Source organism: Streptomyces sp. NPDC104202 (genome assembly GCF_055584185.1).
In genome coordinates this window covers 38,949-59,306 of record NZ_JBVJMN010000048.1, presented here as the reverse complement: position 1 = coordinate 59,306, position 20,358 = coordinate 38,949, and the positions used below count along the sequence as shown (strand labels likewise).

The following is a 20,358-nucleotide window of genomic DNA, read 5'->3' as shown; positions in this document are numbered from 1 at the left end:
TACGTATCCGCGTCAGCGCGCGGCGGCGTCGATCGATTCCCGGGCGGCGGCGACGATCGCCTCGGGGGTGAACCCGAACTCACGGAAGAGGACCTTCGCGTCCGCCGAGGCACCGAAGTGCTCCAGGGAGACGATCCGGCCCGCGTCGCCCACGTACTTGTGCCAGGTGAGACCGATGCCGGCCTCGACGGCGACCCTGGCCCTGACCGACGGCGGGAGGACGGAGTCCTTGTACTCCTGGTCCTGCTCCTCGAACCACTCCACGGACGGCATCGAGACCACGCGGGTCGGGACGCCGGCGGCCTGGAGCTGCTCGCGGGCCTCGACGGCCAGGTGGACCTCGGAGCCCGTGGCGATCAGCACGACCTGGGCGGCGCCGCCCTCCGCGTCGAAGAGCACGTAGCCGCCCTTGACGGTGTCCTCGTTCGGCGCGTACGTCGGCACGCCCTGACGGGTGAGGGCGAGGCCGTGCGGGGCGCCCTTGCCGAACACCTTGGTGTGGCGCTGCATGATCTCGCGCCAGGCGATCGCCGTCTCGTTGGCGTCGGCCGGGCGGACCACGTTCAGACCCGGGATCGCACGCAGCGAGGCCAGGTGCTCCACCGGCTGGTGCGTCGGGCCGTCCTCGCCCAGACCGATCGAGTCGTGGGTCCACACGTACGTCACCGGCAGGTGCATCAGCGCGGAGAGCCGGACGGCGTTGCGCATGTAGTCGGAGAACACCAGGAAGGTGCCGCCGTAGACGCGCGTGTTGCCGTGCAGCGCGATGCCGTTCATCTCCGCGGCCATGGAGTGCTCGCGGATGCCGAAGTGGATCGTGCGGCCGTACGGGTCGGCCTCCGGCAGCGGGTTGCCCGCGGGAAGGAAGGACGAGTCCTTGTCGATCGTCGTGTTGTTCGATCCGGCGAGGTCGGCCGAGCCGCCCCACAGCTCGGGGATGACGGCGCCGAGCGCCTTGAGGACCTGGCCCGAGGCGGCGCGGGTGGCGACACCCTTGCCCGGCTCGAAGACCGGGAGCTTGTCGGCCCAGCCCGCCGGCAGCTCGTTGGCCTCGATGCGGTCGAACTGCGCGGCGCGCTCCGGGTTGGCCGTGCGCCACTCGGCGAGCGACTTCTCCCACGCGGCGCGGGCCTCGCGGCCGCGGTCGCCGAGCGCCCGGGTGTGCCCGATGACCTCGTCGGAGACCTCGAAGGTCTGCTCCGGGTCGAAGCCCAGGACGCGCTTGGTGGCCGCGATCTCCTCGTCGCCGAGCGCCGAGCCGTGCGCGGCCTCGGTGTTCTGCGCGTTCGGGGCGGGCCAGGCGATGATCGAGCGCATCGCGATGAACGAGGGGCGCTCGGTCTCGGCCTCGGCGGCCCTGATCGCCGTGTGGAGCGCGGCCGGGTCCAGGTCGCCGTTGGCCTGCGGCTCGACGCGCTGGACGTGCCAGCCGTACGCCTCGTACCGCTTCATCGTGTCCTCGGACACGGCCGTCTCGGTGTCGCCCTCGATCGAGATGTGGTTGTCGTCCCACAGCAGGATCAGGTTGCCGAGCTTCTGGTGGCCGGCGAGCGAGGACGCCTCGGCGGAGATGCCCTCCTGCAGGCAGCCGTCGCCGGCGATCGCGTAGATCCGGTGGTCGAACGGGGAGGTGCCCGGGGCGGCCTCCGGGTCGAACAGACCGCGCTCGTAGCGGGCGGCCATCGCCATGCCCACGGCGTTGGCGACACCCTGGCCCAGCGGGCCCGTGGTCGTCTCGACGGCGGCGGTGTGACCGTACTCCGGGTGGCCCGGGGTCTTGGAGCCCCAGGTGCGGAAGGCCTTCAGGTCGTCCAGTTCGAGACCGAAGCCACCCAGGTAGAGCTGGGTGTACAGGGTCAGGGACGAGTGGCCGGCGGAGAGGACGAACCGGTCGCGCCCGACCCACTGGGGGTCGGCCGGGTCGTGCCGCATCACCTTCTGGAAGAGGGTGTACGCGGCGGGCGCCAGGCTCATCGCCGTACCGGGATGGCCGTTGCCGACCTTCTGTACGGCGTCCGCGGCCAGGATGCGGGCGGTGTCGACGGCCCGCTGGTCCAACTCGGTCCACTCGAGGTCTGTGGTGGTCGGCTTAGTGCTCACCCTGGGTCAGGGCTCCTCTCCACATGTCTTGGGCCGGTGACTGAGGGTGTACCGGCGTTGTCGAGCCTACCCCCGCCGGAACGCCCCTCTTTTCGTGTGCATGCCCCTCAGATGAGCGGACACAGCAAGACTGCCGCCGGGTGTGCGACTTCGCCTCTCGAACGGCGTCCACCCCTTGGGACGTACCCCTCCAACACGACCCCACCCCCGCGAAGATCGGCGTCTGGGCAACGTCTACAGTGGCGTGGTACGCGCAAGCTTCACCCCGCCTTCATCCGGGGAGCTTGCTGGGAATTTCTCTGTCAGGGGTGTGCGTGACGGCCGTCGAGTCCCGACCCGCAGGGGTCGTCTTGACTCCCAGCCCGGGGGGCCATCGGCCGTTCGGGGCCCGCGTCAAGGCATTCGTGGCGCTGACCAAGCCGCGGATCATCGAGCTGCTGCTCATCACCACCGTGCCGGTGATGTTCCTCGCCGAGCAGGGCGTGCCGGACCTGTGGCTGGTGCTCGCCACCTGCTTCGGCGGCTACCTGTCGGCGGGCGGCGCGAACGCGCTGAACATGTACATCGACCGCGACATCGACGCGCTGATGGACCGCACCTCCCAGCGGCCGCTGGTCACCGGCGTGCTCACGCCGCGCGAGGGACTCGTCTTCGGACTCACCCTCGCGGTGGTCTCCACGCTCTGGTTCGGGCTGCTCGTCAACTGGCTGTCCGCCGCGCTGTCGCTCGGTGCGCTCCTCTTCTACGTCGTGATCTACACGATGATCCTGAAGCGGCGCACCGCGCAGAACATCGTCTGGGGCGGCATCGCCGGCTGCCTGCCGGTGCTCATCGGCTGGTCGGCGGTCACGAACTCGATGTCGTGGGCCGCGGTCATCCTCTTCCTCGTCATCTTCTTCTGGACGCCGCCGCACTACTGGCCGCTGTCGATGAAGGTGAAGGACGACTACGCCCGCGCCGGCGTGCCGATGCTGCCGGTGCTGGCCTCCAACAAGGTCGTCGCCAAGCAGATCGTGCTCTACAGCTGGGTCATGGTCGCCGTGTCCCTGCTGCTCACCCCGCTGGGCTACACGGGCTGGTTCTACACCGCGGTGGCCCTGCTCACCGGCGGCTGGTGGCTGTGGGAGGCGCACGCGCTGCTCCAGCGCGCCAAGAACGGCGCCACCGGCGCGAAGCTCAAGGAGATGCGCCTCTTCCACTGGTCCATCACCTATGTCTCCCTGCTCTTCGTGGCCGTGGCCGTGGACCCGTTCCTGCGCTAGCGCCGCTCGTATGAGAGCTCCGGCCGGCGGCCGGGTCACGTGGGATAGGCCACGTGGCCCGGCCGTCGCCAGTCGATCTACCCCTCGGTAGCATCCTTCCCATGGCAGAAACGAAGCAGGAAGAGCGCAAGGCGGCCAAGCTCGCCAAGGAGATCCGGGCGTTCTCCAAGGAGCACGGCGGCTCCGAGGGACACCTCGCGCACATCGGCCAGGCCGGCACCCGGATCGTGCTCGTCGGGACCGACGGCGGCTGGGGCGACCTGGTGGCGCCCACCCACGAGATCGCGCGCAAAGCCGCCGAGAAGGCCGGTCTGACGCTCCACGAGGAGTTCGACGGCGACTTCGCCGCCAAGGTCGCCACCGGCCCGTACGAGTGGACCCGGATGGCCGGTATCCAGATCGGCGGCCCCTCGAACAGCTGAGGCAACAACCTCGCGCGGGGCTCACCCGTTAGGACGTGTGGAGACACGTCCACGCAGGGAGCCCCCCGAGATGATCGACACGCCGAGCCTGGTCGACCAGTACTGCCACGGGGTGCTCCGCACCGAGCTCGGCCTCGGCACCTTCGAGGCCCGGCTCGGCGCCCACCTCGGCGGGACCTCCGCGCTGCCCGCCGCGGGCACCACCTTCTTCGACACCCAGGCCGGGTTCGCCGTACGCCGCTGGTGCCCGCCGCTGCTCGGGCTCGAACCGCACTGCCCGCCGGCCCGCTACCTCGCCCGCCGCCGTGAGCTCGGGGCCGCCGAGTCAGGCCGCCGGCTCCTGCGCGCCTCGGGCATCACCACCTACCTGGTCGACACGGGGCTCTCCGACGACCTCACCGGGCCGGCCGAGATCGCCGCGGCCGGCGCCGCCGAGGCCCACGAGATCGTCCGCCTCGAACCCCTCGCCGAACAGGTCGCCGACACGTCCGGGACCGTCGAGGGCTTCCTCGCCAACCTCGCCGAAGCCGTCCACGCGGCCGCCGCCGGAGCCGCGGCCCTGGCCTCCGCCGCCGGCGCGCGCCACGGCCTGGCCCACACCTGGGACGCGCCCGGACCCCGTGAGGTCCGCGGTGCCGCGGGCCGCTGGCTGGCCGCGCGCCCGGCCGGCGGCCGGCTCACCGACCCCGTCCTGCTGCGCCACCTGCTCTGGACGGCCGTCACCGCCGGACGCCCCCTCCAGCTGCACACCGGGGACCGCGATCCGGCGGCCGTCGCCGGCTTCGCCGCCGCCACCGCCGGGCTCGGCACCGACCTCGTGCTGCTGCACGCCCACCCGTACCACCGCGAGGCGGTCCGGCTGACCGGGGTCCACGCGCACGTGTACGCCGACCTCGGCCCCGTCCTCGCCCACACCGGCGCCCGGGCGGCGGACGCCCTCGCCGAGGTCCTGGAGCGGGCGCCGTTCGGCAAGCTGCTCTTCTCCAGCGGCGCCCACGCCCTGCCCGAGCTCCACGTGGTCGCCGCGAGCACCTTCCGGGCGGCGCTCGCCCGGGTGCTCGGGGGCTGGGTCGCCGACGGCGCCTGGTCCCGTACGGACGCACGGCGCGTCGCCGCCATGATCGCCGCCGACAACGCCCGGCGCGTCTACCGGCTCGGAGCCGCCGACGGGCCCCGCCGGTAGCGGCCGAAACCGCCCGCACCCCGCGCGGAGGCGGGGTGCGGGCGGACGCGGACGGTTCGGGGAGGGCTCAGGCGGACGCCAGCGCGGAGTCGGCCTGAGCCGGGATCTCCGGCGTGGGGAGCGGGCGCTCGCGCAGGCTCAGGGCGAGGCGCAGCACGGCGATCCACATCAGCGAGGAGCCGAGCATGTGAGCGGCGACCAGGATCTCGGGGACGCCGGTGAAGTACTGGACGTAGCCGATCGCGCCCTGGGCGAGCAGGACGAGCAGCAGGTCGCGGGCCCGGGCCCGGGTGTCGACCGGGGCGTCCACCACGCGCAGGACCAGCCACATCGCCAGCGCGAGGGCGCAGACGACCCAGGCGGCGATGGCGTGGACGTGGGCGGCGTCCGTCCAGTCCCACGGCATGCGCGGCACGTCGCTGCTGTCACCGGCGTGCTTGCCGGCTCCCGTGACCGTCGTGCCGAGCACGATCAGCAGGGCGGAGGTGACGGTGATCGCCCAGGACAGCTTGCGGACCGGACGGGGCGCGCGCGGCCGGGGGGCGGTGTCGCCCTCGCCGGTCCGGTGCCAGGTGATGACCGCCACCGTGAGGAGGGAGTTCGCGGCGAGGAAGTGGCCGGCCACCGTCCACGGGTTGAGGCCCATCCACACCGTGATGCCGCCGATCACGGCGTTGCTCATCACGATCCAGAACTGCGCCCAGGCCCAGCGGGTCAGGTTCCGGCGCCACGGCTTGGTGCACCGGGCGGCGACGATGGCCCAGCCGACGGCCGCCGACAGGACGTAGGTCAGCATCCGGTTGCCGAACTCGATGACGCCGCGGTAGCCCTGCTCGGGCGTCACGATGAGGCTGTCGTCCGTGCACTTCGGCCAGGTGTCGCAGCCGAGACCGGAACCGGTCAGCCGGACCGCGCCGCCCGTGACGATGATGAGGACGCTCATCACGACGGCGGAGAGCGCGGCGCGCCGGAGCGTCCGGGGGGACGGGGTCCAGCGCTTGGCGAGGGAGGCGAGGGGGGTCAGCACGGGCCCATCGTAGGCGGGGGCTTGTGCACGCTTTCACGAGGGGGTGCCTTGTCGGGAAACGTCACCCTCTGAACCGCTTCGGCTATTCCCAGCGGAAGAACCTCGCGGCCGCCCCGAGGCCCAGGACCGCCCAGACCGCCAGGACCAGCGCGTCGCCCCAGGGCAGCGCGGCGCCGTGCTGGAGGACGTCCCGCAGGCCGTCCGAGAGGGCGGAGATCGGCAGCAGCTCCAGGACCGCGCGGGCCGGCTCCGGGAACCGGTCCAGCGGCACGATGACCCCGCCGCCCACCAGGAGCAGCAGGAAGACCAGGTTCGCGGCGGCCAGGGTGGCCTCCGCCCGGAGGGTGCCCGCCATCAGCAGGCCGAGGCCGGAGAAGGCGGCGGTGCCCAGGACCAGGAGCAGCGCGACCGAGAAGGGGTCGCCCTGCGGGGACCAGCCGAGCGCCAGGGCGATCGCGGTCAGGAGCGCGACCTGGAGCACCTCGGTCACCAGCACGGCGAGCGTCTTGGCGGTCATCAGCGCCCAGCGGGGGAGCGGCGAGGCGCCGAGCCGCTTGAGCACCCCGTACCGCCGCTCGAAGCCGGTCGCGATGGCCTGGCCGGTGAAGGCGGTGGAGAGCACCGCGAGCGCCAGGACGCCGGGGGCGAGGAAGTCGACGGCCTCGCCGGCGCCGGTGTCGACGATGTCGACGGTGGAGAACAGGACCAGCAGGAGCGACGGGATGATCACCGTCAGCAGCAGCTGCTCGCCGTTGCGCAGCAGCATCCTGGTCTCCAGGGCGGCCTGCGCGGCGATCATCCGGCCGACGGGGGCGGCTCCCGGCCGGGGGGTGTAGGTGCCAGTGCTCACGACCGCAGTTCCTTGCCCGTCAGTTCGAGGAAGACGTCTTCGAGGGTGTGGCGCTCGACGGAGATGCCCCCGGGCATCACGTCGTGCTGGGCGCACCAGGTGGTCACCGTGGCGAGCAGCTGGGGGTCCACGGCGCCGGTGACCCGGTAGGTGCCGGGGAGCGGTTCCGCGGCGGCGGTGCCGTCGGGCAGCGCCTTCAGCAGGGAGCCGAGGTCGAGGCCGGGGCGTCCGGTGAAGCGGAGGGTGTTCTCGGCGCCGCCGCGGCAGAGCTGCTCGGGGCTGCCCTGGGCGGCGACCCGGCCGGCGTCGACGATGGCGACGTCGTCGGCGAGCTCCTCGGCCTCCTGCATGAAGTGGGTGGTGAGGACCACGGTGACGCCGTCGGTGCGGAGCTCGCGGACCAGTTCCCAGGTGGCCCGGCGGGCCTGCGGGTCGAGGCCCGCGGTCGGCTCGTCGAGGAAGACCAGCTCGGGGCGGCCGACGACGGCCATGGCGAGCGCGAGGCGCTGCTGCTGGCCGCCGGAGAGGCGCCGGTAGGTCGTACGGCCGCAGGAGCCGAGGCCGAGCCGCTCGACGAGGGCGTCCACGTCGAGCGGGTGGGCGTGCAGCTTCGCCATGTGGCGGAGCATCTCGTCGGCCCGGGCGCCGGAGTAGACCCCGCCGGACTGGAGCATCACGCCGATCCGGGGGCGCAGGGCGGCCGCGTCGGCGACGGGGTCGAGGCCGAGGACGCGGACGGTGCCGCCGTCGGGCCTGCGGTATCCCTCGCAGGTCTCGACGGTGGTGGTCTTGCCGGCGCCGTTGGGGCCGAGGACGGCGGTGACGGTGCCCGCCCGCACGTCGAGGTCGAGGCCGTCGACGGCGGTCTTGGCTCCGTACCGCTTGACCAGGCCCCTGACCTGGACGACGGACTCGCTCTGTGTGGACATCCCGCGCATGACGGGAAGTCTAGAGAGGGCGCGGGGGCCCTCCCGGCGCGGGGCCCGGGCGCCGCCGGCCGGCGCCTCCGGCCGGGTGCGCGCACCGCGTCCGGGGAGCGGTGCGTGGCGGCGTCCCGGTGCGCGCGGGGACCCCTGTGGCCTGCGCGGACGTGGCCGGGAGACGTCCTCCGCGGGACCTCGATTCGTCCTACGAATGATCATATTCGCAGGTCAGGTAAGGCTTACCTGAGTGATGCACGGCACCGCCGGCGGTTCCGGCGCCGCTTGTCACTCGCCGATTAATTACGCAACAATGGCGTTGTGAAAAACGTCGGTGAGGCTCCCGTGGAGGAACTCGCGACCCGTGAGCGCTCGACGCGCAACCGGGTCGCGCGGTCGATCCTGGACCACGGCCCGTCGACCGTCGCCGACCTGGCCGACCGGCTCGGCCTCACCCAGGCCGCCGTCCGTCGCCACCTCGACTCGCTGGTCGCAGAGAACGTCGTCGAGGCCCGTGAGAAGCGCGTCTACGGGACCCGCGCCCGCGGCCGCCCCGCGAAGGTCTTCGCGCTCACCGACTGCGGCAGGGACGCCTTCGACCAGTCCTACGACTCGCTCGCCGTCGAGGCGCTCCGCTGGATCGAGCGGAACGCCGGAGGCGAGGCGGCCGTCGCCGCCTTCGCCCGCGACCGCATCGAGGCCCAGGCGGGCGCCTACCGCGAGGCCGTCGAGGCGGCCGATCCCGCCGGACGGACCGAGGCGCTGGCCAAGGCCCTGACGGCGGACGGGTACGCTGCCACTGCGCGGAACGCGCCGGTCGGCGAGCAGCTCTGCCAGCACCACTGCCCGGTCGCCCACGTCGCCGAGCAGTACCCCCAGCTGTGTGAGGCGGAGACGGAATTCTTCTCCCGCCTCCTGGGAACGCACGTCCAGCGTCTGGCCACCATCGCGCATGGTGACGGCGTCTGCACCACGTTCATCCCGCACAGCGCCCCGCAGACCACGTCATCAGCATCTGTCAGCACGGCCGGGAGGAACCCCGCATGACCACCGAGATCAGCCACCCCGAGCTTGAGGGCCTGGGTCGGTACGAGTACGGCTGGGCCGACTCCGACACTGCCGGTGCCGCCGCCAAGCGCGGACTCAACGAGGACGTCGTCCGCGACATCTCCTCGAAGAAGAACGAGCCCGAGTGGATGCTGAAGCTCCGTCTGAAGGGTCTGCGCCTCTTCGGCAAGAAGCCCATGCCGACCTGGGGCTCCGACCTCTCCGGCATCGACTTCGACAACATCAAGTACTTCGTGCGGTCCACCGAGAAGCAGGCCGAGTCCTGGGAGGACCTGCCGGAGGACATCAAGAACACGTACGACAAGCTCGGCATCCCCGAGGCGGAGAAGCAGCGCCTCGTCGCCGGTGTCGCGGCCCAGTACGAGTCCGAGGTCGTCTACCACCAGATCCGCGAGGACCTGGAGGAGCAGGGCGTCATCTTCGTCGACACCGACACCGCGCTGAAGGAGCACGAGGAGCTCTTCCGCGAGTACTTCGGCACCGTCATCCCGGTCGGCGACAACAAGTTCGCCTCGCTGAACACGGCCGTGTGGTCCGGCGGCTCCTTCATCTACGTGCCGAAGGGCGTGCACGTCGAGATCCCGCTCCAGGCCTACTTCCGCATCAACACGGAGAACATGGGCCAGTTCGAGCGGACGCTGATCATCGTCGACGAGGACGCCTACGTCCACTACGTCGAGGGATGCACCGCCCCGATCTACTCGTCGGACTCGCTGCACAGCGCCGTCGTCGAGATCATCGTGAAGAAGGGCGGCCGCTGCCGCTACACGACCATCCAGAACTGGTCGAACAACGTCTACAACCTGGTGACCAAGCGCGCCGTCGCCTACGAGGGCGCCACCATGGAGTGGGTCGACGGCAACATCGGCTCCAAGGTCACCATGAAGTACCCGGCCGTCTACCTGATGGGCGAGCACGCCAAGGGCGAGACCCTCTCCATCGCGTTCGCGGGCGAGGGCCAGCACCAGGACGCCGGCGCCAAGATGGTCCACATGGCCCCGAACACCTCCTCCAACATCGTCTCCAAGTCGGTGGCGCGAGGCGGCGGCCGCACCTCCTACCGCGGTCTCATCGAGATCGGCGAGGGTGCCCCGGGCGCCAAGTCGAACGTCCTCTGCGACGCGCTGCTCGTCGACACGATCTCCCGCTCCGACACGTACCCCTACGTGGACGTGCGCGAGGACGACGTCTCCATGGGCCACGAGGCCACCGTCTCCAAGGTCTCCGAGGACCAGCTCTTCTACCTGATGAGCCGCGGCCTCACGGAGTTCGAGGCGATGGCGATGATCGTTCGAGGCTTCGTCGAGCCCATCGCCAAGGAGCTGCCGATGGAATACGCCCTGGAGCTCAACCGGCTGATCGAGCTGCAGATGGAAGGCGCGGTCGGCTAGGAGCCCGCCCCACCCCACGCAGCGACCGATTTTCTTTTGACGCAGGAAGAGAGCAACACGACAGCCATGGCTGAGGCTCAGTACATCCCGGCGGGCTCCACCACCGCCGGCTCGATCGCGGTGGCCGCAGAGTCCACCGTCGCCACGCGCATGAGCGCGCCCCCGTCCTTCGACGTCGCGGACTTCCCCGTCCCGCACGGCCGTGAAGAGGAGTGGCGCTTCACGCCGCTGGCGCGTCTGCGCGGCCTCCACGACGGCACCGCGGTCGCCTCCGGCGAGGGCGTCAAGGTCGAGATCGAGGCCCCCGAGGGCGTCACCGTGGAGACCGTCGGCCGCGAGGACCAGCGCCTCGGCAAGGCCGGCACGCCCGTCGACCGCGTCGCCGCCCAGGCGTACACGTCCTTCGAGAAGGCCTCGGTCGTCACCGTCGCCAAGGAGGCCGTCCTCACCGAGCCGATCCGCATCGCGGTGCACGGCGTCGGCGGGGTCGCCTTCGGCCACCAGGTCATCGAGCTCGGCGCCTTCGCCGAGGCCGTCGTGGTCATCGACCACACCGGTGACGCCGTCCTCGCCGCCAACGTCGACTACGTCCTCGGCGACGGCGCCAAGCTGACGGTCGTCTCCGTCCAGGACTGGGACGAGAACGCCGTCCACGTCGCCCAGCACAACGCGCTGGTCGGCCGCGACGCCTCCTTCAAGTCGGTCGTCGTCACCTTCGGCGGCGACGTCGTCCGCATCCACCCGCGGGTCGCCTACGCGGCTCCGGGCGGCGAGGCCGAGCTCTTCGGCCTGTACTTCACCGACGCCGGCCAGCACCAGGAGCACCGCCTGCTGGTCGACCACAACACCCCGCACTGCAAGTCCAACGTGGCCTACAAGGGCGCGCTGCAGGGCCAGGACGCGCACGCCGTCTGGATCGGCGACGTGCTCATCCAGGCCGCCGCCGAGGGCACCGACACGTACGAGCTCAACCGGAACCTGGTCCTCACGGACGGTGCCCGGGTCGACTCCGTGCCGAACCTGGAGATCGAGACCGGCGAGATCGCCGGCGCCGGTCACGCCTCGGCCACCGGCCGCTTCGACGACGAGCAGCTCTTCTACCTGATGGCCCGCGGCATCCCGGAGGCCGAGGCCCGCCGCCTCGTCGTCCGCGGCTTCTTCGCCGAGCTGGTCCAGCAGATCGGCCTGCCCGACGTCCAGGAGCGCCTGATCGCCAAGATCGAGGCCGAGCTGGAGGCCTCCGTCTGATGGCCTTCGTCCGAGTCTGCGCGCTGAGCGAGCTGGAGACCGACACCCCCAAGCGGGTCGAGGTGGACGGCACGCCCGTCTCCCTCGTGCACACCGAGGGCGAGGTGTTCGCGATCAACGACATCTGCTCGCACGCGAACGTCTCCCTCTCGGAGGGCGAGGTCGAGGACTGCTCCATCGAGTGCTGGCTGCACGGCTCCAGCTTCGACCTGCGCACCGGCAAGCCCTCGGGCCTGCCCGCGACGCGCCCCGTCCCCGTATACCCCGTAAAGATCGAAGGGGACGATGTGCTCGTCTCCGTCACCCAGGAGTCCTGAGTCACCCATGGCTACGCTTGAAATCCACGACCTGCACGTCTCCGTCGAGGCGGAGAACGGTCCCCGCGAGATCCTCAAGGGCGTCGACCTGACCATCAAGCAGGGCGAGACCCACGCCGTCATGGGCCCCAACGGCTCCGGCAAGTCGACCCTGGCGTACTCCCTCGCAGGCCACCCGAAGTACACGGTCACCGGCGGCACCGTCACCCTCGACGGTGAGGACGTCCTGGAGATGTCGGTCGACGAGCGCGCCCGCGCCGGCGTCTTCCTCGCCATGCAGTACCCGGTCGAGGTCCCCGGCGTCTCGGTCTCCAACTTCCTGCGCACCTCCGCCACGGCCGTCCGCGGCGAGGCGCCCAAGCTGCGCACCTGGGTGAAGGAGGTCAAGTCCGCGATGGAGCAGCTCCAGATGGACCCGGCCTTCGCCGAGCGCAACGTGAACGAGGGCTTCTCCGGCGGTGAGAAGAAGCGCCACGAGATCCTGCAGCTGGAGCTCCTCAAGCCGAAGATCGCGATCCTCGACGAGACCGACTCCGGCCTCGACGTCGACGCGCTCCGCATCGTCTCCGAGGGCGTCAACCGCGTGCGCGAGACGGGCGAGGTCGGCACCCTGCTGATCACGCACTACACGCGCATCCTGCGCTACATCAAGCCCGACTTCGTGCACGTCTTCGCGAACGGCCGCATCGCCGAGTCCGGCGGCGCCGAGCTCGCCGACCAGCTGGAGAACGAGGGCTACGACAAGTACGTGAAGGGTGGCGCGTCCGCGTGACTTCTGCCCATCAGGGGCTCTCCGGCCTCCTCGACACCGAGGCGATCCGCAAGGACTTCCCGCTCCTGGATCGCGTGGTCCACGACGGCAAGAAGATCGTGTACCTCGACTCCGCTGCGACCTCGCAGAAGCCGCGGCAGGTCCTCGACGCGCTCAACACGTACTACGAGCGCCACAACGCCAACGTCCACCGCGGCGTCTACACGGTCGCCGAGGAGGCGACGGCGCTCTACGAAGGCGCCCGTGACAAGGTCGCGGCCTTCATCAACGCGCCGAGCCGCGACGAGGTGATCTTCACCAAGAACGCCTCGGAGTCGCTCAACCTCGTGGCCAACATGCTGGGCTGGGCCGAGGAGCCCTACCGCGTGGACCACGAGACCGAGATCGCCATCACGGAGATGGAGCACCACTCCAACATCGTGCCGTGGCAGCTGCTCTCGCAGCGCACGGGCGCGAAGCTGAAGTGGTTCGGCCTCACCGACGACGGCCGTCTCGACCTCTCGAACATCGAGGAGGTCATCACCGAGAAGACCAAGATCGTCTCGTTCACGCTGGTCTCGAACCTGCTGGGCACGGTCAACCCGGTGGAGACCATCATCCGCCGCGCCCAGGAGGTCGGTGCGCTCGTCTGCATCGACGCCTCCCAGGCGGCCCCGCACATGGTCCTGGACGTGCAGGCGCTCCAGGCCGACTTCGTGGCCTTCACCGGCCACAAGATGTGCGGCCCGACCGGCATCGGCGTGCTGTGGGGACGGCAGGAACTCCTGGAGGACCTCCCGCCCTTCCTCGGCGGCGGCGAGATGATCGAGACCGTGTCGATGCACTCCTCGACGTACGCGCCGGCCCCGCACAAGTTCGAGGCGGGCACGCCCCCGATCGCCCAGGCCGTCGGCCTCGGCGCGGCCGTGGACTACCTGTCGGCGATCGGCATGGAGAACATCGCGCGCCACGAGCACGCGATCACCGAGTACGCCGTCCGGCGCCTCCAGGAGGTTCCGGACCTGCGGATCATCGGCCCCACCACGGCCGAGGACCGCGGCGCGGCGATCTCCTTCACGCTGGGCGACATCCACCCGCACGACGTGGGCCAGGTACTCGACGAGCAGGGCATCGCCGTCCGGGTCGGCCACCACTGCGCGCGGCCGGTCTGCCTGCGGTACGGAATTCCTGCGACCACGCGGGCGTCGTTCTATCTGTACTCCACTCCGGCCGAGGTCGACGCCTTGGTCGAGGGTCTGGAGCACGTACGGAACTTCTTCGGCTAGGGGACGGCTCGTGAAGCTGGATTCGATGTACCAGGACGTCATCCTGGACCACTACAAGCACCCGCACGGGCGCGGTCTTCGGGACGGCGACGCCGAGGTGCACCACGTCAACCCGACGTGCGGCGACGAGATCACGCTCCGCGTGAAGTACGACGGCTCGCGCATCGAGGACGTGTCGTACGAGGGCCAGGGCTGTTCGATCAGCCAGGCCTCGGCGTCCGTCCTCAACGAGCTGCTCGTCGGCAAGGAGCTGGCCGAGGCGCAGCGGATCCAGGGCACCTTCCTGGAGCTGATGCAGTCCAAGGGCCAGATCGAGCCCGACGACGCGATGGAGGAGATCCTGGAGGACGCGGTCGCGTTCGCCGGAGTCTCGAAGTACCCGGCCCGTGTGAAGTGCGCGCTGCTCAGCTGGATGGCGTGGAAGGACGCGACCGCCCAGGCGCTGGGCGACGCGGAGAGGAAGTCGGCATGACCGAGAACGCCGAGGCCACGATGAAGCCGGCCTCCGAGGAAGAAGTCCGCGAGGCGCTGTACGACGTCGTCGACCCCGAGCTGGGCATCGACGTCGTCAACCTGGGCCTCATCTACGGCATCCACATCGACGACGCGAACATCGCGACGCTGGACATGACGCTGACGTCGGCGGCCTGTCCGCTGACCGACGTGATCGAGGACCAGGCGAAGTCCGCGACGGACGGCATCGTCAACGAGCTGAAGATCAACTGGGTCTGGATGCCGCCGTGGGGCCCGGACAAGATCACGGACGACGGCCGCGAGCAGCTGCGCGCGCTCGGCTTCAACGTCTGACCCGTCCGCGGGAGAACGGCCGTGCCCTTCGGGGCACGGCCGTTTCGCGTGTCGGGGCCCGTGCACCGCGGTCGTGCCGGCGCGGGTCGGGCGGAATCCGCGGGGTCGGCCTCGGTACGTGGGTACGGCCTGGGTCCGCGGATATGGCCTGGGTCCGCGGGGACGGCCTCGGTCCGACGGGGTCGGCCTAGAGGAGGCCGGCGGCCCGGGCGAGTTCCGGGCCCAGGTTCTCCTTGCGTATGCGCTGGTCGACGTAGAGCAGGGAGGCGACCAGCGGCGGGAAGAGGGAGACGACCGCCTGGCTGACGAGCTGGCCCACGGCGAGGAAGCCGAAGAGGACCGCGAAGGACGCGATCAGGGCGCCGGGGTCGTCGCCGGAGAAGTCGGTGGCCGCCATGGGAGCCGTGACCAGCGCGGAGAGCAGCTGCTGGATCAGCCAGCCGGCGAACGACGCCATGGCGCCGATGGCGAGCAGGCAGCCGAACAGCCGCCACCAGGAGCCGTGGACCAGGGACGACGAGCGGCGCATCGAGGCGACGGCGCCCTGGCCCTCCACGACCGCCGCCGCCGGGGCGAGGCTGAACTTCACCCAGATCCAGGCCGCGAGCGGGGCGATGAGCAGGGCCAGGAGGACCGCGACCAGCGGGATCACCCACAGGCCGCTGTCCGGCGGGTCCGAGTCGGCCGTCGCCGAGAGCAGCGCGGCGAAGGTGCCGGCGAAGGCCACGAGGACGAGCGCCACCGGGATCAGCAGGAGCAGGCTGGTCAGCATGACCGTGCCCAGCACCGCCGGCATCCGGGACCAGGCGCGGCGCCAGACCGCGCCGAAGGTCGTGGGCCGGCCGAGGACGGCCTCCTGGACCACGGCGGGGCAGGCGGCGGCCACGACGGCGTTCGCGCAGATCATGGCGATCATGGCGGCGAGCCAGACGCAGACGAAGGCGACGATCAGTGGGCGGACGTCGTCCCAGGCCGGTTCCCGGCCCGACGGCAGGTCGAACACGGCGGGGAAGAGGTCGCCGACGGCGGCATACGCGATGCCGACGGCCGCCCCGACGAGCAGCAGCGCGGCCCCGTAGGCGGCCCCGGTCACGCCGAGCAGCTGCTTCCAGTGGCGGCCGAAGGTCGCGAAGGCCGCGCTGAGGACGGTGCCGAACGAGAGCGGGGCCAGGGGTATCACGCCGGGCTTCGGCGGAGGGGGCGGCGGCGCGTAGCCGTAGCCGTAGGGCGGACCTGGGGGATACGTCATGCGGGACACCGTAGCGGTGCCCCTCGCGTACACCCGTACGCCTTTTTGCGTACGGGTGTACGCATCGGTGTGTACGCTCGTACACATGGGTTACGGACTGCTGGCGGGGGCCATCGCGGCGGAGATCCTCGCCACCACCTCGATGAAGTACAGCGACGGGTTCAGCAAGCTCTGGCCCTCGCTGGTCACCGGCGCCGGCTACCTGATCGCCTTCGCCCTCCTCGCGCAGGCGCTCAAGACGCTCCAGGTCGGCACCGCCTACGCCATCTGGTCGGGCGTCGGCACCGCCGCCGTCGCCGCCATCGGCTTCCTGTTCCTCGGCGAGAGCCTCGACGCCGCCAAGATCGCCGGGATCGTCCTCATCATCGCCGGGGTCGCCGTCCTCAACCTGGGCGGGGCGCACTGATGGGGCGCCCGCGGCGCCACGACCCCGGACGGCGCGAGCGGATCGTGGACGCGGCCCTGCGGGTGGCCGGACGGTCCGGCATCGCCGGGCTGAGCCACCGCACGGTCGCCGCCGAGGCCGACGTGCCGCTCGGCTCCACCACGTACCACTTCGCCTCCCTCGACGACCTCCTCGTCGCCGCGCTGCGCACGGCCGGCGAGGGCTTCGGCCGGCTGCTGCGCGAGACCCCGGGCCTCACCGCGCCGGAGGGTGACCTCGCCACCGCCCTCGCCCGGCTCCTCGGCGAGTGGCTGGGCGGCGAACGCGCGCGCGTGGAGCTGGAGTACGAGCTCTACCTGGCCGCCCTGCGCCGCCCCGCCCTGAGACCCGTCGCCGCCGAGTGGACCGAGAGCGTCACCGACGCCCTCGCCTCCCGCACCGACCCCGTCACCGCCCGCGCCGTCGTCGCCCTCATGGACGGCATCTGCCTCCAGGTGCTGCTCACCGACGGCGCGTACGACGAGGAGTACGCGCGGCTCGCCCTGGCCCGGATCCTGGACGCGGGCGCCGGCGGCGGTACGGGGACCTGAGGCGGCGACAGGGCCCGCCGAGAAGCGGCGCGTCGGCCTGAAGGAAGCGCCGAGACGGGCCTCCCCGCGTTCGTGGGAACACCCTAGGGGCTCGCCCGACACCTGAGACCGGTTGGCCCGGGCGGGGGGCCGACCGTTAGGTTTTCCGTCATGACCACTGCTCCTCGCACCACCGGCGCCGTCGCCGCCGGCCTCGCCACCATCTCCGGCGACGGCACCGTTCTCGACACCTGGTTCCCCGCCCCCGAGCTGACCGAGGCGGCCGGCCCCGCCGGCACCGAGCGGCTCACCCCCGAGGAGGCGGTGAACGCCCTCGGCGAGGGCGCCGCCAAGGCCCTCGGCGTGGACGCCCGCCGCGGCGTCGAGGTGGTCGCCGTCCGCACCGTGATCTCCTCGCTCGACGAGAAGCCGCTCGACGCCCACGACGCCTACCTGCGTCTGCACCTGCTCAGCCACCGGCTGGTCAAGCCGCACGGCCAGAGCCTGGACGGCGTCTTCGGCCTGCTCGCCAACGTCGCCTGGACCTCGCTCGGCCCGGTCGCCGTCGACGACGTCGAGAAGGTGCGGCTGAACGCCCGCGCCGAGGGCCTGCACCTCCAGGTCACCTCGATCGACAAGTTCCCCCGCATGACCGACTACGTCGTGCCCGCCGGCGTCCGCGTCGCCGACGCCGACCGCGTCCGCCTCGGCGCCCACCTCGCCGCCGGCACCACCGTCATGCACGAGGGCTTCGTCAACTTCAACGCCGGCACCCTCGGCACCTCCATGGTCGAGGGCCGCATCTCCGCCGGCGTCGTCGTCGGCAACGGCTCCGACATCGGCGGCGGCGCCTCCACCATGGGCACCCTCTCCGGCGGCGGCAACGTCGTCATCTCGATCGGCGAGCGCTGCCTGATCGGCGCCGAGGCCGGCGTCGGCATCGCGCTGGGCGACGAGTGCGTCGTCGAGGCCGGTCTGTACGTCACCGCCGGCACCCGGATCACCATGCCCGACGGCCAGGTCGTGAAGGCCCGCGAGCTCTCCGGCGCCTCGAACATCCTCTTCCGCCGCAACTCGGTCACCGGCACCGTCGAGGCCCGCCCGAACAACGCGGTCTGGGGCGGCCTCAACGACATCCTGCACAGCCACAACTGATCCGGCGCCCCCGCGTCGCGGGCCGTCGTCGGACCGGCGACCCGCCGGCGGACGTCCCGGAGCACGCGGCCGGCTTCGGCCGTGCTCACACCGGCGACTCCGCCTGAACCAGCGCCTCGTGCGCCGTCCGCAGCCCGTCGGCCGTCTCCCGGTCGGCGGGCTGCAGCGGTTCGCGCACCGCGCCGCCGAGGATCGCCTTCACGGTGACCGTGCCGGGCAGCCCGGCGGCCATCATCAGCTCGGTGAGCGGCAGGGTCCGGGCGTGGAGACGGGCCGCCCCGGCGGTGTCGCCGGCGTCGAAGGCGTCCAGGACCGCCCGCATCGCACGCGGCGCCACGTTGGCGACCGTGCTCACGTAGCCCGCGGCGCCGACCGCGTACAGCGGCAGGTTGAGCTCGTCGCAGCCGGAGTAGTAGGCGAGCCCGCTCTCCGCGATGACCCGCGCCGAACCGAGCAGGTCGTAGGAGCAGTCCTTCACCGCGACGATCCGCGGGTGCGCGGCGAGCCGCCGCATCGTCGCGGGCTCGACGCGGGTGCCCGTGCGGCCGGGGATGTCGTAGACCATGACCGGCAGTCCGGTCGCGTCGGCGACCTTCAGGAAGTGCGCCTCGACGGCCGCCTGGGGCGGGCGGCTGTAGTACGGGGTGACGACCAGCAGCCCGTCCGCCCCGGCCTGTTCGGCATGGCGGGCCAGCTCCGCGGTGTGCCGGGTGTCGGCGGTCCCGACGCCCGCGACGACGGACGGCCCGGGACCGACCGCCTCCCGCACCGCGCGGACGAGCGCGGCCTTCTCGGCGTCCGTGGTGGTCGGGGACTCCCCGGTGGTCCCGCTGAGGACCAGGCCGTCGCAGCCGTCCGCGACGAGCCGCGCGGCCAGCTCGCCCGCGCCGTCGAGGTCGAGCGCGCCGGACGGGGCGAACGGGGTGATCATCGCGCAGAGGGCGCGGCCGAAAGGGCGTGCAGGGGTCATGCGACAAGTCTGGGCACATCCGACCATGTAGGTCCACTTAGACCTTCTTGGTTCGAGGGATAAGGAGCGCTGAACGGTCGGGTCGCCGGGTCGCCGGGTCACGCGCCCGGTCGCCCGGGGGCCGGCCGCCGCCTCGCTAGAGCGTCCGCTTGAAGCCGTCGTGGCTGCGTGCGAAGCCCAGGGAGGCGTAGAAGCGGTGGGCGTCCGTGCGCCGCTTGTCGCTGGTGAGCTGGACGAGGGCGCAGCCGCGCTCCCGCGCGCGCGTCACGGCCCGTTCCATCAGCTCCCGGCCGAGACCGCCGCCGCGGCGGTCGGCCCTGATCCGGACCGCCTCGATCAGGGCCCGTTCGGCGCCGCCCTTCCCGAGGCCGGGGATGTACGTGGCCTGGAGGCAGCCCACGACGAGGCCGTCGTCCACCAGGACCAGCATCTCGTTGCGCGGGTCGCCCGCGATGGCGGCGAAGGCCCGCTCGTACGCCTCGGTGACGGCGACCGCGGCGGGGTCCACGACCCGCTCCTCGTCGGCGAGCAGGGCGAGGACGGCGGGCAGTTCGGCGCGGGTGGCGGGGCGAAGGATCATGGCGCGAGTCTCGCACGGGGAGCGGGCTTGACCTCGACCAAGGTTGAGGTGTGACGGTGGAGGGGTCCGAGCCGATCACGGTCGAAGGAGTCCCGCATGAACGCCGTCGCCCACCCCGACGCCCGCCCCGACCTCCACCGCCCCGGCGTGGGCGCCGTCCTCGTCAGCACCTGGCGGGTCGGCACCCCCGAGCGGCAGCGGGCCGCCGTCGAGGCCGTCCGCGCGGCCTGGGAGCGCAGGGAATGGCCCGACCTGGGACTGCTCTCGTACAGCATCCTCGCCGGGACCGACGGGGACACGCTGCTGCACTACTCGCAGTGGACCGGGCAGAGCGCCTACGACGACTTCGTCAGCGTGTACCGCGACGACCGGAACGCCGAGATCGACGCGGCCGTCCCCGGCATCGAACGGGTGGAACTGCGCCGGTACGCGCCGGTCCACCGGTCCACGGCCCGCGGCGGGACGGGCGCCGGGGAGCTGCCCGGGGTCGTCGTGGTCGTCGAGGCGGACTTCGACGGGCCCGGCGAGGGGCGCAGGGAGGCGTGGGTGGACGACGTCTTCGCCGCGCTGGACGGGGACACGGCCGCCGGGCGGGTGTCCGGCGGGATCAGCGGGCAGTTCCATCTGTCCGTCGACGGCGGCCGGGTCCTGAACTACGCCGAGTGGGAGAGCGAGCGGGCCCACGAGGAATGGCTGGCGGACGAGGCCCGGCAGGGCGAGGCGTGGGAGCGGGTGCGCAGCCACCCGGCGCTCACGGGCGGCCGGGTGCGGCGGTACACGCCCGCGCTCAGCCTGAGCGCGGGCGTGTGACCGGGCTT

General features: G+C 71.8%; 22 protein-coding genes. 15 read left to right on the top strand and 7 right to left on the bottom strand.

Annotated features, from left to right (window positions below; genetic code table 11):
* Nucleotides 1–12 precede the first annotated feature (12 nt).
* Nucleotides 13–2,100 carry a transketolase gene (tkt, locus tag ACZ60W_RS26900; protein ID WP_469757950.1) on the bottom strand — a complete coding sequence of 696 codons (2,088 nt, stop codon included), beginning with the start codon at nucleotides 2,098–2,100 and terminating at the stop codon, nucleotides 13–15.
* Nucleotides 2,101–2,414: 314 nt separating this feature from the next.
* Here tkt and ACZ60W_RS26895 point away from each other — a divergent pair, with 314 nt between their 5' ends.
* The 3 genes from ACZ60W_RS26895 (at nucleotide 2,415) to ACZ60W_RS26885 (ending at nucleotide 4,967) form a co-directional block, all read left to right on the top strand.
* Entirely contained in the window at nucleotides 2,415–3,362 is a 948-nt protein-coding gene (locus ACZ60W_RS26895) for a heme o synthase (protein ID WP_469757949.1), read from the top strand.
* A 101-nt stretch (nucleotides 3,363–3,463) separates the two neighbouring features.
* Nucleotides 3,464–3,784 carry a hypothetical protein gene (locus tag ACZ60W_RS26890; protein ID WP_469757948.1) on the top strand — a complete coding sequence of 107 codons (321 nt, stop codon included), beginning with the start codon at nucleotides 3,464–3,466 and terminating at the stop codon, nucleotides 3,782–3,784.
* Between the two features lie 70 nt (nucleotides 3,785–3,854).
* Nucleotides 3,855–4,967, top strand: coding sequence for an amidohydrolase (locus tag ACZ60W_RS26885; RefSeq protein WP_469757947.1), 1,113 nt, complete (start codon nucleotides 3,855–3,857; stop codon nucleotides 4,965–4,967).
* Between the two features lie 67 nt (nucleotides 4,968–5,034).
* Here the strand turns inward: ACZ60W_RS26885 and ACZ60W_RS26880 are convergent, their stop codons facing one another.
* The 3 genes from ACZ60W_RS26880 to ACZ60W_RS26870 form a co-directional block, all read right to left on the bottom strand.
* On the bottom strand, nucleotides 5,035–5,994 hold the full coding sequence (locus tag ACZ60W_RS26880) for a COX15/CtaA family protein (protein ID WP_469757946.1): 960 nt from the start codon (nucleotides 5,992–5,994) through the stop codon (nucleotides 5,035–5,037).
* An 82-nt stretch (nucleotides 5,995–6,076) separates the two neighbouring features.
* The gene (locus tag ACZ60W_RS26875; RefSeq protein ID WP_469757945.1) at nucleotides 6,077–6,844 is read right to left on the bottom strand and encodes an ABC transporter permease; all 768 of its coding nucleotides are present in this window, start codon (nucleotides 6,842–6,844) and stop codon (nucleotides 6,077–6,079) included.
* Nucleotides 6,841–7,773, bottom strand: coding sequence for an ABC transporter ATP-binding protein (locus ACZ60W_RS26870; protein ID WP_469757960.1), 933 nt, complete (start codon nucleotides 7,771–7,773; stop codon nucleotides 6,841–6,843). The genes ACZ60W_RS26875 and ACZ60W_RS26870 overlap by 4 nt, the downstream gene beginning before the upstream one ends.
* Nucleotides 7,774–8,085: 312 nt before the next feature.
* On the opposite strand from ACZ60W_RS26870, the gene ACZ60W_RS26865 reads away from it, so the two are divergent.
* The 8 genes from ACZ60W_RS26865 to ACZ60W_RS26830 all read left to right on the top strand — a co-directional run bounded on the left by ACZ60W_RS26865 (nucleotide 8,086) and on the right by ACZ60W_RS26830 (nucleotide 14,632).
* Nucleotides 8,086–8,811, top strand: coding sequence for a helix-turn-helix transcriptional regulator (locus ACZ60W_RS26865; RefSeq protein ID WP_469757944.1), 726 nt, complete (start codon nucleotides 8,086–8,088; stop codon nucleotides 8,809–8,811).
* A complete protein-coding gene (gene sufB / locus ACZ60W_RS26860) occupies nucleotides 8,808–10,223 on the top strand; it encodes a Fe-S cluster assembly protein SufB (RefSeq protein ID WP_469757943.1) in 1,416 nt (471 codons plus the stop codon). Before ACZ60W_RS26865 ends, sufB begins: the two co-directional genes overlap by 4 nt.
* 66 nt (nucleotides 10,224–10,289) lie before the next feature.
* Nucleotides 10,290–11,471 carry a Fe-S cluster assembly protein SufD gene (gene sufD, locus ACZ60W_RS26855; RefSeq protein WP_469757942.1) on the top strand — a complete coding sequence of 394 codons (1,182 nt, stop codon included), beginning with the start codon at nucleotides 10,290–10,292 and terminating at the stop codon, nucleotides 11,469–11,471.
* Nucleotides 11,471–11,788 carry a bifunctional 3-phenylpropionate/cinnamic acid dioxygenase ferredoxin subunit gene (locus ACZ60W_RS26850; RefSeq protein ID WP_137990103.1) on the top strand — a complete coding sequence of 106 codons (318 nt, stop codon included), beginning with the start codon at nucleotides 11,471–11,473 and terminating at the stop codon, nucleotides 11,786–11,788. The genes sufD and ACZ60W_RS26850 overlap by 1 nt, the downstream gene beginning before the upstream one ends.
* Before the next feature lie 7 nt (nucleotides 11,789–11,795).
* On the top strand, nucleotides 11,796–12,560 hold the full coding sequence (sufC, locus tag ACZ60W_RS26845) for a Fe-S cluster assembly ATPase SufC (RefSeq protein WP_017238623.1): 765 nt from the start codon (nucleotides 11,796–11,798) through the stop codon (nucleotides 12,558–12,560).
* Nucleotides 12,557–13,825: a cysteine desulfurase gene (locus ACZ60W_RS26840; protein WP_366302065.1), complete on the top strand. Its 1,269-nt coding sequence runs from the start codon at nucleotides 12,557–12,559 to the stop codon at nucleotides 13,823–13,825. Before sufC ends, ACZ60W_RS26840 begins: the two co-directional genes overlap by 4 nt.
* 10 nt (nucleotides 13,826–13,835) lie before the next feature.
* A complete protein-coding gene (gene sufU, locus ACZ60W_RS26835; RefSeq protein ID WP_250768641.1) occupies nucleotides 13,836–14,297 on the top strand; it encodes a Fe-S cluster assembly sulfur transfer protein SufU in 462 nt (153 codons plus the stop codon).
* Nucleotides 14,294–14,632: a metal-sulfur cluster assembly factor gene (locus ACZ60W_RS26830; RefSeq protein WP_360782720.1), complete on the top strand. Its 339-nt coding sequence runs from the start codon at nucleotides 14,294–14,296 to the stop codon at nucleotides 14,630–14,632. Before sufU ends, ACZ60W_RS26830 begins: the two co-directional genes overlap by 4 nt.
* Before the next feature lie 187 nt (nucleotides 14,633–14,819).
* On the opposite strand, the gene ACZ60W_RS26825 is transcribed toward ACZ60W_RS26830, so the two are convergent.
* Entirely contained in the window at nucleotides 14,820–15,881 is a 1,062-nt protein-coding gene (locus ACZ60W_RS26825) for a DUF7847 domain-containing protein (protein ID WP_469757941.1), read from the bottom strand.
* On the opposite strand from ACZ60W_RS26825, the gene ACZ60W_RS26820 reads away from it, so the two are divergent.
* From ACZ60W_RS26820 to dapD, 3 genes are all read left to right on the top strand, one after another.
* Nucleotides 15,880–16,287, top strand: a complete 408-nt coding sequence (locus tag ACZ60W_RS26820) for a DMT family transporter (RefSeq protein WP_469757940.1) — start codon at nucleotides 15,880–15,882, stop codon at nucleotides 16,285–16,287. The genes ACZ60W_RS26825 and ACZ60W_RS26820 overlap by 2 nt on opposite strands.
* The gene (locus tag ACZ60W_RS26815) at nucleotides 16,287–16,856 is read left to right on the top strand and encodes a TetR/AcrR family transcriptional regulator (RefSeq protein WP_469757939.1); all 570 of its coding nucleotides are present in this window, start codon (nucleotides 16,287–16,289) and stop codon (nucleotides 16,854–16,856) included. Before ACZ60W_RS26820 ends, ACZ60W_RS26815 begins: the two co-directional genes overlap by 1 nt.
* A 150-nt stretch (nucleotides 16,857–17,006) precedes the next feature.
* Nucleotides 17,007–17,990, top strand: coding sequence for a 2,3,4,5-tetrahydropyridine-2,6-dicarboxylate N-succinyltransferase (gene dapD, locus ACZ60W_RS26810; protein ID WP_469757938.1), 984 nt, complete (start codon nucleotides 17,007–17,009; stop codon nucleotides 17,988–17,990).
* 85 nt (nucleotides 17,991–18,075) lie between these two features.
* Here the strand turns inward: dapD and dapA are convergent, their stop codons facing one another.
* A complete protein-coding gene (gene dapA, locus ACZ60W_RS26805) occupies nucleotides 18,076–18,960 on the bottom strand; it encodes a 4-hydroxy-tetrahydrodipicolinate synthase (protein ID WP_469757937.1) in 885 nt (294 codons plus the stop codon).
* A 136-nt stretch (nucleotides 18,961–19,096) separates the two neighbouring features.
* Nucleotides 19,097–19,540 (bottom strand): GNAT family N-acetyltransferase, encoded by a 444-nt coding sequence (locus tag ACZ60W_RS26800; protein WP_469757936.1) that lies wholly within the window; start codon nucleotides 19,538–19,540, stop codon nucleotides 19,097–19,099.
* A 96-nt stretch (nucleotides 19,541–19,636) separates the two neighbouring features.
* Here ACZ60W_RS26800 and ACZ60W_RS26795 point away from each other — a divergent pair, with 96 nt between their 5' ends.
* Entirely contained in the window at nucleotides 19,637–20,350 is a 714-nt protein-coding gene (locus ACZ60W_RS26795) for an antibiotic biosynthesis monooxygenase (RefSeq protein ID WP_469757935.1), read from the top strand.
* Nucleotides 20,351–20,358: the final 8 nt, after the last annotated feature.